A 13,584-nucleotide genomic window follows, 5' to 3' on the forward strand; every position below is an offset into this window, starting at 1 on the left:
GATTGAACAAAACAGTAGATAGTGTTCAATATTATACACATTCCACTGTTTTAACAATTGTCGTCCAATCCCATTATAAGTACGATCATTATATTGAACGGCTGGGAACAAATCAATGACAGCCAGCAATACCGAATGGAGGACTATGATGAAAGCAGTAGTGATAGAAAATTATGGAGGCTCTGAGGTTTTTGCGGAGCAGGAGCGCGATATACCACATATTAGTGATACACAGGTGCTCGTGGAGATGAAGGCGACTACAGTATCTTCAGCGGATCAACTGATTAGGAGCGGAACATTCAGGCATTTCATGCCCACCCAATTCCCTTATGTTCTTGGAGTCGATATAAATGGAATCGTTGTGGCCACAGGGGAAAAGGTTACTCGTGTACAAACCGGGGATCGCGTTATTGCTGTGTCTCGTACAGGAGGTGGTTACGCTGAATATGTCGCAGTGGAAGAATCCGATCTTGCTGTGATAACGCAGTCCCTTTCCGATGCAGAAGCTGCTTCGGTCTCTGCGTCCGGCATGACGGCCTGGCAAGCCTTATTTCACTATGGTAAACTTCAGCCGGGACAGCGTATTCTGATCCACGCCGGTGCAGGTGGCGTAGGACATATAGCCATACAATTAGCCAAACAACACGGCGCTTATGTGATCACCACGGCTCGGGCCCATAATCATTCATTTGTTCTTCAGCTCGGTGCCGACGAAGTCATTGATTATACAACAACCGACTTTGCTGAGATTTTGAGTCCTGTTGATGTCGTGCTGGATATGGTTCGTGACCCGGTTGTCGATAAAGTCACGGAAATCGGAGCAACAGAACTGAAAAATTACAGCATATTAAAGGATAATGGGACGTTCATTTCCCTTGTAAATCCGGCGATTGTTAAGCAACCTCTCATCCGAGGAATTGATGCCCAGTTTGCCTTAATCAGCCCCAATGCTAACGACTGGGAAGCGTTTATCCAATGGATTCAGACGAATAAGCTCGATATACATGTAGACAACGTATTCCCCTTTACCCGCCAAGGTGTAGCCGAAGCTCATAAATATTACGACACCCGGAATATGAGAGGAAAAATAGTCATCCAGAGGGATGTTATCACAGATGATCTATCTTCCATAGTTGCTCAAGAAACTGGGATGTCCGACTTGTAGCAGCAAAAAGAGCAAGTACTCGAACCCTTTTGAGGTTCAGTTACTCGCTCTTTTTTATTCTATTGCGCCTTGTTCCGCAGCTGGCTGTAATACAGTTCGCTGTAGAAGCCACCTTGTTCGAGCAATGCATCATGCGAACCTTGCTCCAAGAGCTGACCATCCTTCAGTACAAGAATACGATCGGCTTGGCGGATCGTGTTCAGCCTGTGAGCGATAACAAAGCTGGTGCGGCCTTGCATCAGGCGCTGCAGCCCTTCCTGGATTTTGATCTCCGTGACGGTATCGATACTGCTGGTCGCCTCGTCCAATACAAGGATGGATGGATCAGCCAGAATTGCCCGGGCAATCGCAAGTAGCTGCTTCTGTCCCTGACTGATGCCACTTCCGTCGGCCTGAAGCACTTTGTCATACCCATCCTTCATCCGTATGATGAACGAATGCGCATTTGCCAGCCTCGAAGCAGCTTCCACCTCTTCGTCGGTCGCATCCAGGCGGCCGAAACGGATATTTTCCCGAATCGTGCCCTGGAACAGGAATGAATCTTGAAGAACAAATGCCATATGTGAGCGCAAATTCTCGCGCCGAATGGTCGTAATGTCACGTCCATCCACCGTTAGTGTACCGGATGTAGGATCATAGAAGCGGGATAACAGCTGAATCAATGTTGTTTTCCCTGCCCCGGTCGGACCTACCAGAGCAATCATCTCGCCCGGCTTGGCTTCAAAGTTAATTTCATGCAAAATATTGCGTCCTTCATCGTATCCAAAGGATACCTTGTCGAAGCGAACGGCTCCCTCCACCTTTTCAAGGGATACTGCCGCGCCTTCATCCTTCGCTTCCTCATCCTCATCCAGCACCTCGAACACGCGCTCTGCCCCAGCAATCGCAGACAGCAACGTATTCCACTGGTTAGCCAGATCGTTGAGCGGACGGGTAAACTGACGGGCATATTCTACGAAGATGATAATTACCCCAACTGTAACGGAACCTTGAATCGCCAAGATCCCGCCGATGCCCGCAACAATTGCAAAACTAAGGTTATTCAGACCATTCATCAGCTTTGGAATAAAACCGGAGATGGTCTGTGCCCAGAAACCGGACAACCGGATTTTCGTATTTCGTTCCTCAAAGCCGCGAATGACCCGCTCCTCCTGAGAGAACGCCTTGATAATCTTCTGTCCGGACAAGGTTTCCTCAATGTAACCATTGAGTTCGCCGAGATTACGCTGACGTTGTTTGAACAACGGCCCGGTTCTGCGCGTAATCCAGCGCATACCAATGGCCATCAACGGTACCACGATAAATGTAAGCACGGTCAGCAGCGGACTTAACCAGAGCATCACGCCAAACGTTCCGATCAGTGTTAACACACTGGAGAAAATCTGGATGGCCGAGCTGTTCAGTGTACCGCTGACATTCTCAATGTCGTTGGTAACCCGGCTCATGATCTCCCCCTGCTGACGCTTGCCGAAGAATGGAATCGGCAATTTGTGCAGATGGGAGAACAGATCATACCGCATGCGGAATACGGTCTCCTGTGCAATTTCAATCATCCAGATATTTTGAAGCCATGACGACAAGGAGAAGAGAACATAGACTGCCAACAGGCCCAATAAAAATGTCGTCCAGCTGGAACTCGTTGCTTCTCCATCAATGAATTTATCCACAGCTACACCGACCATATAAGGTCCAAGCAAAGCGAGCGCGGAACTGGCAAATACCATCAACAGCACCATCGTCAGCTTGACCTTGCGACGGGCCAGATACGCCCAGATCCGGCCTAACGTACCGGACCAGTTCTTCGCCCGTGCCTTCGGCTTACGACCTCCACCTGCCTTCAGCGTCTCGGGATCAATCGGCGGTGGGGGCTGACGGAAAGGTTCAATGAATGCTTTGAACATGTGGTGTACCCTCCCCGTATTGTGATTCATAGATTCGGCGATACAGTTCAGATGAATCCATCAGATCCTCATGTTTCCCCTGTCCAATCAGACGTCCATCGTCCAACAGCAGAATCAGATCGGCAGAGGTGGTTGAACTGATTTTCTGCGTGATAATAAACGTTGTACACGATAACTCTTCCAGTGCACCCAGCAGCCTTGCTTCCGTGGCTACATCGAGAGCACTTGTACTGTCATCCAGAATCAAGATGCTTGGACGACGAATCAATGCACGAGCAATCGAGAGCCGCTGCTTCTGTCCACCTGACAGATTGACTCCCCGCTGACCCAGCTGTGTATCGTAGCCATTCGGCAGCTTTTCAATGGTCTCGTGAATCTGTGCACGCCGCGCTGCTTCCTTAATCTCTTCGAGCGTTGCGTTCTCCCGTCCCCAGGCGATGTTATCCCGTACCGATCCGGTAAAGAGGACCACTTCCTGCGGCACATAACCGATAGCTCCGCGCAATGTGGCTATTTCCAACCGTTCTGCGTCATTACCATCTATACGAACCTCACCTTGATCTTCGGTATAGAGCCTTGGAATGAGCTGTACCAGTGAGGATTTACCCGAGCCCGTTGCTCCCATGATGGCGATTCGCTCACCTCGTTTGGCTGAGAATGTAATGTCCTCCAGCACGGTAATTTCACTGCCCGGATAGCTGAATCCTACACCCCGAAAATCAACTGCACCCTGGATAACAGAATTGCCTTTACCCGTTTGTGCAGTACGGTCTGTGTCCATCGATTGACCTGCTTCCGAGACTTCCTCCGTATCAAACACTTCATTAAGCCGCTGTGCCGAAGCACTCGCTCTGGAGAAAGTCACCAGAATCCATGACAGTGCAGACATGGCGCCAATGGTGCGAAGCAGATAGTTAATGACGGCGACCACTTCACCCACGGTTGCACTTCCGGTAGTGATGTCACGTCGTCCAAACCATAGCACGGCGATGATGCAGCCATTCATCATGAGCAGCATGAATGGCATCGTCGTCTCCGTCAGGCGCAGCGCGGAGATCGTGCCTTTCATCAGCTTGCCGCTATACCCGGCAAAGCGTTCAATCTCGTGGCCCATCCGGACGAAGACACGGATCAGCCGAATGCCTGTCAGATTTTCCTGGATGACACCGTTAACGGCATCCAGTCTGCGCTGCACATTGCGGAACAGCAGCGCTGCCTTTTTGATCATCCAGATAACAAACACGAGCAGCACAGGCACCATCACAACGAGCAGCAGACCCAGCTTTGGATTCACCACAACCGCCATAATCATGCTCCCAATCACCACCAGCGGCACACGCGTCATGAATCGCAGACTCATAAACACCGTATCCTGCACCTGTGTAACATCCCCGGTCAATCGGGTAATCAGGGATGATGTGGCAAAACGGTTAAACACTGCATAAGAGAACGCTTGCACTTTATCATACAGCTTCTCCCGCAGATCGTAACCGAAGCCGAGGCTCGCATGTGACGCAAAAAAAGAACTCGCAATACCCGCGGCAAACGCCACGACGGCACTGCCCACAAGCACCCCACCCCATAGCCAAACCACTGACAGATCTCCTTGCTGGATACCGTTATCAATGATCTTCGAGATCAAATAGGGTTGAGCCAATTCGACCGTCAATTCAATCAGCATCATGACCAGTGCTGCGATGGCGGCGACTCGATACTTCTTCAAGTAGTACAACAGCTTGATCATAACCATTCCTCCGGCCCAGAGCGTTTAATCTTCGTGACGATTTGGTATGTTCACGCAGCCAGCTCCGTTAGTCTCTTTCCATAACTCTATGTAAAATTTCACGTATCCAATACGCTTATTATATCGCATTTTGAACCTTCAAATCGCTAATATCTTCTTTCCTTCTGAATTATTAACCTGAAATAGACTTGGAGTGAACATTCATCTGCAACAAAAAACCTGGGCAGATTGCCCAGGTTCGATGATTTTGGTTTACGATTTTTTTGATATGTTCCATTCACACAAACATACCCTTACAACGATACATCATATTTATTTACCGTATGTCTGCTCCAAACGTTCTTCTTCATTGGTAGATAGCAAAATATTCAGCAGCCCCATCACGTTATTCGCTTCTGTTCTGGCTTCCGTATACTTCTCGGCAAATGCAGCTTCGTCCTGTTCCGGATCTATTGCAGCCAGTTTGGCCCACGACTCGCGGGCTTTATCGTAAAGTTTCGTTAATGTGATGTCATACGTATGCTGCGCGACAGGTGCCATGGAGTCAAACTCCGCTGCATTCTTGAAAAATTCCATCGAGTCCGTAAAGGACTGACTGGTGTAATCCTTGTTCTTCATGGCATCCTCCGTAAGTAGCAGCGCCTGACGAGAGATAAACAACGTCTTCACCATGGCACGCTCCAGATTGGTTGCTTCTTCCCATGACACATAGGAGACTTCTGGTGCCTGAACGGTTGTGAAAAAAGGAAAGGCATCATCGATCAAACGCTGTGAATCGGAATGGATGGGAATTCCTGTGTTCATAATCACTACCGCATCACTGTAGTTGGCGATATTAATATTTTTGGAGCCTTCTTCACTTACCCTGCGTACCGGATGATCGTTAAGCGGGACACGGATATAGCCAAGCTTGTCTGCATACTGCTGCTTCAATTCCTCCAGTGTAGAGTCCACTCCGATCTTGCCTTCTTCAGATGAAGCCCCTGTTGTATCGGAAGTTGAGGGGGTGTCCGCAAAGTCTTCTGCATTCGTATCTGCTGCCGACGAGTCAGTCGTCGATGTGTCCGAGCTATTGGTCGCTGTTGCTACTGTACCAGCATCCTGGGTTGGCTCCTTCGTTGTTGCTTCCTTCGCCCCACCGCCACATGCGGTCAGAACGGCAACCAAGCTGAAAATGGCCGTAAACATTTTGATTCTATGATTCCATCTCATATCGTATAATCTTCCCCTTATCTTATGTATGTACCTGTATTACATCCACCTCTACTTCAATCCATGAACAGTTCACTCCATAAATATCCTTTCGGATAACATAGATAGATCACTATGAAATCTGGTCTTTATTTTATCATAAGTTAAATACTGGGTGTATAAGACAATGTGCCTGCATGCTCATGCTGCATTTCTGCCTGTCCTATTCTCAATTACGGAGAGAACAAAAAACACGGTCATCCATGAAGGACAACCGTGTTGATAAGTATGACTGGCTATGTTGCATTATTCGTTTCAATTCATCGCGCATGGATGATGTAACAGGTTCAGATTCCTCTTATTTAATGCCTTTAGCCTTTTCCATATGGTCAGCCCGAATCTGGGGATCCGTGGAATTGACTGCGGACAGCATGTTGTAGATCGCCTGAATATCCTGTTCCTTATACAACGTTTCGGGGACTTCGGTCTCAAGCCTTTCCGTTTTGCGCAGAATGGTCTCCACCAATTCATGATCATAGATAATCAGTTCATCCGAATTGACATACCGCACAGCTGGATCAACGCTGATCCGGCAGCGATTGGTAAAGGTCACCATGGAGACGAGACGAACCCGTTTATAATCGCCGAGGTGTGCCTGAATGGCCTCCACATGCCCTCGGTGTTGCATGAGTGGGTTATACATCTTGATTCGGCTGCTGCTGACTGTCCAGTTGGCCTCTCTTCGGCCGCCACGAATCTCACCCGTCGTCAGGTTTCGTGTCTCAATCACGAAGATTCCCCGCGGACCGATGACGACATGATCAATCGATGAGTAACCCGAGCGGGACTTGGTATTGGCAACAAGTAAGTCGTTCAGCACTTTGTATTCACCCGGAAGAGCATGCAGCTGCTGGGCAGTGCTTGGTTCCTCTGGCTGACGGGTCCAATCTCCATCTGATTTCGTTTTTTTGCGTCTACTGCGGACCATACGCGTGGGAATGGGGGCCGTTGACGGTAAAGATGAAGCGGAAGCTGATATCTGGTTCGCGAGCTCTGGCTGTGACTTGAACAGAGACAGGATTTTTTTGAACATGGGCAAGCTCCGTTCTATGTAGTGTGGGTTTCGCACATCCATTATGTATACTTCTATTACTTATGTCGGATAAAGAGGGGCAAAAATAAAGGGAAGAGGACCAAAAATCCATTGTTCAACTAAAGTATATACGATTCTTCAACCAATACTGTGACTTTAGACGCATGAGAGAAGGGGATCTTATAAAAACAGCGTATTCCTTTCCTTTCTATTGAAGAAAAAGAACACGCTGTATCTTGGGTGTGACGATTAAGCCTGCAAATAATATGTGTAAAGCACCTGTGTACCCTTCTCATCCAGACCGTTGCTGGATATTTCCTGATACAAGGATTCAGCCAAGGCCAACCCTGGCGTCTTCATACCCATGGCTTTGGCAGATTCGAGAGCGATACCCATGTCTTTGATAAAATGTTTCACATAGAATCCAGGCTCATAATCGCCTGCGATCATGCGCGGACCTAGATTGCTAAGTGACCAGCTTCCGGCTGCACCGGTAGCGATGCTCTTCAGCACATTCTCCGCGTCCAGACCGGATGTCTTGGCATAAGCCAGTGCCTCGCATACACCCATCATGCCTGAAGCAATGGCGATCTGGTTGCACATTTTGGTATGCTGTCCTGCTCCGGCCTTGCCTTGCAGCACAATATTGGTGCCCATTTGCTCGAACAACGGACGAACCGCTTCAAAGGCCTCCGTACTACCACCTACCATAATGGAAAGTTTGGCATCCCTTGCTCCGATATCCCCACCGGAAACCGGTGCATCCAATGCATGCAGTCCATTAGCCTCCGCGGCTTCATAGATCCGTTCAGCCAGCAATGGACTGGACGTGGTCATATCAATCAGGTACGAGCCCGGTTTGGCGTTTGCCACGAGACCATCCTCACCAAGATAAATCTCCTCAACATCCTTCGGATACCCCACCATCGTGATGATGACATCACACTCGGCTGCCAGTTTGCCTGGTGTGTCATGCCATACGGCACCTTCCTTCACCAACGCTTCCGCTTTGGCGGCCGTGCGCGTATAGACATGCAGCGGATAGCCTGCCTGCTGGATGTGCCCTGCCATGCTTTTGCCCATAACGCCTGTACCGATAAAGCCAACTTTCGTCTCTCCAGGTGCCTTCGTTGTATTTGTCATCGTAGGTTTCCTCCTATTTCTCTATACTTCGTTTGGAGCTTGTCTTCTAAACTTGCTATATCTGTATGTTAATGCTTTCTGTCTCTTCCGTCTATCTTGTTTCGTCTTCTATTGTTCAAAAAAATAAAATAGGAATCGAAAATCCATTTCCTGTACAACCTAACGGAAACTTCCTTGAACGGAAAGGAGGATTCCCATGAGCCGTGAAAAGGGAGAAATCACGATATGGCTGTCCTTTTCCATCATTTTGTTAAGTGCAGGCCTTGTGTGCCATGTTCTGTCCATTCCGGCGATTCTGGATTATGCAGGCAGAGATGGCTGGCTATCGGTAGTCGCTGCTGCTCCTTTCTTTATGTTGTTCCTATGCATGATGTTCGTTATTATCCGACGGGTACGCGGGCAGCGTTTGACTGACTGGATCACGCGGGAATTTGGTGCAGTTCCTTCATGGATTTTCCGTATCACTGCCTCACTTATGCTGCTTGCACTTGGATCACATACCTTATATGAAACAACGAACTGGACGGTATCCACTTATCTGCAATTCACCCCACCCTATGTGCTCGCAGGCGTGGGAGCACTGGTTGCTGCCTGGGCGGCTGCCAAAGGTATCCGTTCCATTGCCATGACTTCAAGTCTTCTGCTTCCATTTGTGATCCTGCTTGGATATTTCGTGATGTCAGCCAACATGAAATATAAGGACTACGGCCAGTTGTTTCCTATCATGGAATATGGCGCTGGTCCCGTCCTGAGAGGCATGATCTATTCGCTTGCCGGACTGATGGAAATTTGGATATTGATGCTGTTTCAACATGACATTAAAAGCAAAATTCGCTGGTGGCATATTCTGCTGCTCGGGTTATTCATGCTCAGTATGGCGATCGGCCCAACGCTGGGAGCAATCGTAGAGTTCGGTCCAGAGGAGGCAGCGAAACAACGAAATAGCCCCTATGAGCAATGGAAGCTGGTGAACATTGGGAAGTTGCTCCAGCACGTGGATTTCCTATCCATCTATCAATGGCTAAGCGGTTCATTTGCCAGAGTGGCAATCTCCATCTATCTTATCGTCGATCTGCTCGATTTTCGCAGACCGAAGAAAAGGTACGTTGCCGTTCTAATTGTCACCTTCATCATGTGTGCCATAGCTGTACAGTGGTGGAGAATTGATTACGTTGACTATTATGTAAACCATATTCAATTTCCCGTGATGCTGGCCTATGTATCCACGGTTACAGTCCTGTTGACCCTAGCCGCATTCATACACAAAAAAGATAAGGAGGCTCCCGCTCATGCCGCTCACAACCACACCAAAGAAGAACCCCCATCTGGCTGAACCATTCCGAATCAATGAGCATAATCTGACGACGTTTTTTGCAGGTTCAGACGATGTGATCATCAGCAGCCATATGATTGGGGAGTCTCCGCAGCAGATTGTCATTGTGTATTGCAGCGGTATGGTCGACAGCAAATCCATATATGATATTATTCTTCCCGAATTGACGCGAACGTACGAGAGTACTCACTTTGTTCGTGCATCGGATATTGAGAAGTCCATTACCTTGCAATGGACAAGTATAGACATACAGAACAACCCACTGGGAAAGGAACTCATGTCCCTGCGGGTGTTTGAGGGACATATGCTCATCTGCATTCCTTCTATCCAGAAGATGTGGAGCATGGATATATCCAACATACCTACACGATCGCCGGATGAATCCACTACAGAAGTATCCATCCGCGGGTCACGAGATGGCTTTATCGAACGTCTGTCAGTCAATATTGCCTTAATTCGTACACGCCTGCGTACAGCTGAATTAGCCTGTAACATTGAATTAATCGGTTCTCGCTCCGTGACCAAAGTCGCCCTGATGTATATTAAGGACATTGCCAATCCCGAACTGATTGATGATGTCAAGAATCAGCTGCGCAAAATCGACATCGAGCGCATTATGACCGCCAATGAACTGGAGGAATTATTGTCCCCTTCCAAAGTCACATTGTTTCCGGTAACCCATTACACGGGCAGACCTGATTTTGCGGCGGAATGTCTGCTGAACGGACGTTTCGTCATTATCGTGGATGGCAATCCCAGCGTCATCATCGGACCCGTTAATTTGTTTCTGCTTCTCAAATCACCCGAGGATGCCAGCTTCCCGTTCCTTCCGGTGAATGTGGGCCGTATGCTGCGTTTTATCGGGCTATTAATAACCGTATTCTTGCCTGGTTTCTATATTGCGCTGACTTCTTTTCACATGGACCAGCTACCCTTTCCGCTTGTAGCTACGATCTCAGTTGGGCGCATGGGTCTTCCTATGGAGTCTGGTGTAGAAATGTTTCTCATTATGCTTCTGATGGAGCTGTTCCGGGGAAGCAGGTGTGAGGCTTCCCAGCGCCATTGGTCAGACGCTGACCGTTGTTGGCGGATTGATTATTGGGGATTCGGCCATCCGTGCAGGCATGGTTTCCCCGCTCATGATTGTCGTCATTGCCGTAACCGTAGTGGCCGGCGCAACGATTGTGAATCAGGTCATGACCAGTTCTGTTCTGATTCTGCGTTTTTTCTGTTTTGTACTGGGGGCATCCCTTGGCATCTACGGGTTCATTCTGTCCATTATCCTGTTCCTGATCTATCTGACCGATCTGAAATCGTTCGGCATTCCTTATCTGACGCCGCTCAGTCCGCTTAATTTCAAACAGGCACTCGCCTCCTTGTTCAAACTTCCGAAAGGATGGATGAAACGTAGACCTGTCTATCTGGAAACGCAGGAGCCACGTAAAGAAGGGAATGAGCGATGAAGCGGCTTATACAACGATGGTTGCTAGGGCTGCTAAGTCTCTCTCTTTGTTTCGTGACCAGCGGGTGCTGGAGTGCATATGAGATCCAACAGGTGGATTATGCCAAAGCGATCGGGATCGATTACAAAGACGGGTTGTACCATATGTATGTTCAGAGCATGGACTTTACCAGTGTAGCCAAAAGCGAAAGTTCAACCAAAACTGCGGAAGCTCCACCTGTATGGGTTGGACATGCGTCGGGGAAAACATTGAATCTGGCGGTAAACGAACTGTTTCGAAGTTCCCAACTGCATATTGCCTGGGGCCATGTGACGGCCATTGTCATGGCCGAAAGTATCCTGACAAGCAAGCATATTAAGGAAGTGTTTGACATGCTTGGACGTTTTCCGGAATCACGTTACACAACCTGGGTATACGGCACTCGCGATCCACTGGAAAATATTCTGAGTGCCACGTCCATATACAATTTGTCGCCGCTGGATAGCATTCTGCATAACCCTCTTCCCTCGTTCCTGGAAGAATCGCTGTTTCCTCCAGTGCTCAGTTTCAAACTCATTGCCACCCATAACAATGCGTCCACGACAACTTATCTGCCTTGCATCACCTTGAACAAGGAGCACTGGTCGCAGAACAAAAAGAATTATGAGCTATTTATGATTGACGGTGCTTTTTTTGAAAGAACCGGGGATGACTTTGAATATTTGCCCCATAGCAAGCTTCCTGGATTTCACTGGTTACTTAAGGATATGCGGCGTGCGCCATTGATCATTGAAAACGAAGGAACCATCTATGGCGCGCTCAGCGTTGGTTTGCCCAACGTCAAAATTGTACCCGTCATTCGTGGGAATGAGGTTCATTTCAACATCGATGCCAAATACCTGACCGCCTTGTATGAATATCTCACCCCTGTTTCCTATGACGAGATGGTCCGATTCAGCGAGAAGACATTGCGGGAGCAAATCTTGCAAACGTATCGTGAAGGTCTGAAGCGTGGGGTCGATGTCTATGGACTTCAGGAGAAGGTTTATCGCAAAAATCCAAGCCTGTGGCGCAAGCTGTCCAACAACGGTACAAAGATGATCCTGACGGAAGATTCCATTCAGAAGCTGGACATTCATATTACCATTCCATATACGGGAAAATTCCGTAGGAAAGTGTAGCCATAACAAATCCCCTGCCGTATGAAACGGACTATGGGATTGTTTGGGTTGATGCTGCTATTACTTTGTGTAGGGGTTGAAACGTTTCATAACATTCGTCAGATCATCTAATCTTCGTTGTCCAGGGATGTATGCAACCCTCTTTTCTTTAAAAGCTAAATTTTAATCCTAAATATTCTACTACGATCCATGAAACAGGCCAAAGTAATGGAACATGAACGACCCAGTAAGGGGCTTTATATCGCCCGTTCTCGTAACTAATCCCACAATAAAAAATCGCGAATAATACACCCAAAGGATAGGTGAAAAGAATTTTAACCAATAGATCACGGGAAGTATCATATGTGTGTGGATACGGTGCCGATAAGGACATACCAAGTCCAAAAAGAGCCATAGGCCAAATAAACAAAGTAACTCCATACAAAATCAAAAATAATAATAAATAATTGTATAACTTCTCATTTTTCCTCTTGCTCATATGCCCTCCTGATTGCCTGAACGTAATCTCCCAACTTGAATAACCTTATCAGAAGATTTTACAGGATGGATATGGAAATATAAATGGTTTATTCCTTACTGATTAATAAAAAGACCTCCAACCATACAGGTTAGGAAGTCATTAATGATGTTAAATTATCGTATCCATCACTAGGCAGCGGCCGCCAATCAGACTATTTTCCATTCTGCCTATAGTACTCCATTATTCGCATACGTGTGGTCAAAATCAGGGTCTGTGGCAGTAGCACCACAAATATAAAAAGCGGCACGATCATCACCAGATGAGCGGCAAAATTCTCTGCGCCAAACGATGGTTTGGGAAGCTCAATGAAGTACCACCAGCACGGGATGGCAACAAACCAGGTCAGTCCAGTAGAGATGAATAAATCCTTCACCCCACTCCACAGAAAGCAGAACAATGCGACAAATACAATTGGAACAGCCCAGGAATCCAATATTGGTCCCCAGCTATGGAAGACAAAGATAATGGCAGGATATAAAAGATTAATGGTCCAGCGCCAGATCGGATTGTGGTAGATAAACATAATACCTCCTTGCTCGGCAAGTAAACTGATTAATAAGGAGACGGCGCTTTACGCCGATCTTCGCGGTCTGCCTCTTCCATCTTTCTTATATATCGTTTTAATTGCTCTTTGTGTTCTTCTAACTCTGCTAATTTGGATGTAGTCCCTTCAAGAAAAGTCGACATTTTTGCAGACAACTTCACTGCAGACTCTCCCTTCCAATCTTGCAGCCTTCCATATATGCTTCGCATCTGCTGTTCCTGTTGAATCAAGCGTTGCTGCAACTGTTCACACTGCTGTATGGCTCTTCTCAAATCTGACAGTGAGATAGATATTCTCCCCATATGTACACCTCCTGTACGTTCATTC

At 47.6% G+C, this 13,584-nt stretch carries 12 protein-coding genes and 1 pseudogene; 5 read left to right on the top strand and 8 right to left on the bottom strand.

The genetic code is table 11. The features are described 5' to 3' along the window. Positions 1-148: 148 nt before the first annotated feature. Positions 149-1,165, top strand: coding sequence for an NADP-dependent oxidoreductase (locus gpAD87_RS21260; protein ID WP_064640465.1), 1,017 nt, complete (start codon positions 149-151; stop codon positions 1,163-1,165). A 59-nt stretch (positions 1,166-1,224) separates the two neighbouring features. On the opposite strand, the gene gpAD87_RS21265 is transcribed toward gpAD87_RS21260, so the two are convergent. The 5 genes from gpAD87_RS21265 to gpAD87_RS21285 all read right to left on the bottom strand — a co-directional run bounded on the left by gpAD87_RS21265 (position 1,225) and on the right by gpAD87_RS21285 (position 8,237). Then, complete coding sequence (locus gpAD87_RS21265) at positions 1,225-3,066, bottom strand: ABC transporter ATP-binding protein (RefSeq protein WP_064640466.1); 1,842 nt, start codon at positions 3,064-3,066, stop codon at positions 1,225-1,227. After that, a complete protein-coding gene (locus tag gpAD87_RS21270) occupies positions 3,047-4,810 on the bottom strand; it encodes an ABC transporter ATP-binding protein (protein WP_064640467.1) in 1,764 nt (587 codons plus the stop codon). Before gpAD87_RS21270 ends, gpAD87_RS21265 begins: the two co-directional genes overlap by 20 nt. A gap of 312 nt (positions 4,811-5,122) precedes the next feature. Beyond that, positions 5,123-6,022, bottom strand: coding sequence for a hypothetical protein (locus tag gpAD87_RS21275; RefSeq protein ID WP_064640468.1), 900 nt, complete (start codon positions 6,020-6,022; stop codon positions 5,123-5,125). A gap of 337 nt (positions 6,023-6,359) precedes the next feature. After that, positions 6,360-7,094: a nuclease-related domain-containing protein gene (locus tag gpAD87_RS21280; protein ID WP_064640469.1), complete on the bottom strand. Its 735-nt coding sequence runs from the start codon at positions 7,092-7,094 to the stop codon at positions 6,360-6,362. 249 nt (positions 7,095-7,343) lie between these two features. Beyond that, the gene (locus tag gpAD87_RS21285; protein WP_064640470.1) at positions 7,344-8,237 is read right to left on the bottom strand and encodes an NAD(P)-dependent oxidoreductase; all 894 of its coding nucleotides are present in this window, start codon (positions 8,235-8,237) and stop codon (positions 7,344-7,346) included. Between the two features lie 196 nt (positions 8,238-8,433). Here gpAD87_RS21285 and gpAD87_RS21290 point away from each other — a divergent pair, with 196 nt between their 5' ends. From gpAD87_RS21290 to gpAD87_RS21300, 4 genes and pseudogenes are all read left to right on the top strand, one after another. Further along, positions 8,434-9,570, top strand: a complete 1,137-nt coding sequence (locus gpAD87_RS21290) for a GerAB/ArcD/ProY family transporter (RefSeq protein ID WP_064640471.1) — start codon at positions 8,434-8,436, stop codon at positions 9,568-9,570. Positions 9,571-9,643: 73 nt separating this feature from the next. Next, a pseudogene (locus tag gpAD87_RS32825) lies at positions 9,644-10,543 on the top strand (spore germination protein); the annotation flags it as partial. A 70-nt stretch (positions 10,544-10,613) separates the two neighbouring features. Beyond that, the gene (locus gpAD87_RS32830; protein WP_269453518.1) at positions 10,614-11,033 is read left to right on the top strand and encodes a spore germination protein; all 420 of its coding nucleotides are present in this window, start codon (positions 10,614-10,616) and stop codon (positions 11,031-11,033) included. Further along, complete coding sequence (locus tag gpAD87_RS21300) at positions 11,030-12,193, top strand: Ger(x)C family spore germination protein (RefSeq protein ID WP_064640472.1); 1,164 nt, start codon at positions 11,030-11,032, stop codon at positions 12,191-12,193. Before gpAD87_RS32830 ends, gpAD87_RS21300 begins: the two co-directional genes overlap by 4 nt. Before the next feature lie 148 nt (positions 12,194-12,341). On the opposite strand, the gene gpAD87_RS21305 is transcribed toward gpAD87_RS21300, so the two are convergent. The 3 genes from gpAD87_RS21305 to gpAD87_RS21315 all read right to left on the bottom strand — a co-directional run bounded on the left by gpAD87_RS21305 (position 12,342) and on the right by gpAD87_RS21315 (position 13,559). Continuing rightward, positions 12,342-12,671 (bottom strand): hypothetical protein, encoded by a 330-nt coding sequence (locus gpAD87_RS21305; protein ID WP_064640473.1) that lies wholly within the window; start codon positions 12,669-12,671, stop codon positions 12,342-12,344. Between the two features lie 193 nt (positions 12,672-12,864). Further along, positions 12,865-13,236 carry a hypothetical protein gene (locus gpAD87_RS21310; protein ID WP_064640474.1) on the bottom strand — a complete coding sequence of 124 codons (372 nt, stop codon included), beginning with the start codon at positions 13,234-13,236 and terminating at the stop codon, positions 12,865-12,867. 29 nt (positions 13,237-13,265) lie between these two features. Beyond that, positions 13,266-13,559: a WXG100 family type VII secretion target gene (locus tag gpAD87_RS21315; RefSeq protein WP_064640475.1), complete on the bottom strand. Its 294-nt coding sequence runs from the start codon at positions 13,557-13,559 to the stop codon at positions 13,266-13,268. Positions 13,560-13,584: the final 25 nt, after the last annotated feature.

It is taken from the genome of Paenibacillus sp. AD87 (assembly GCF_001659845.1).
GTDB classification, from domain to species: Bacteria; Bacillota; Bacilli; order Paenibacillales; family Paenibacillaceae; genus Paenibacillus; species Paenibacillus marchantiae.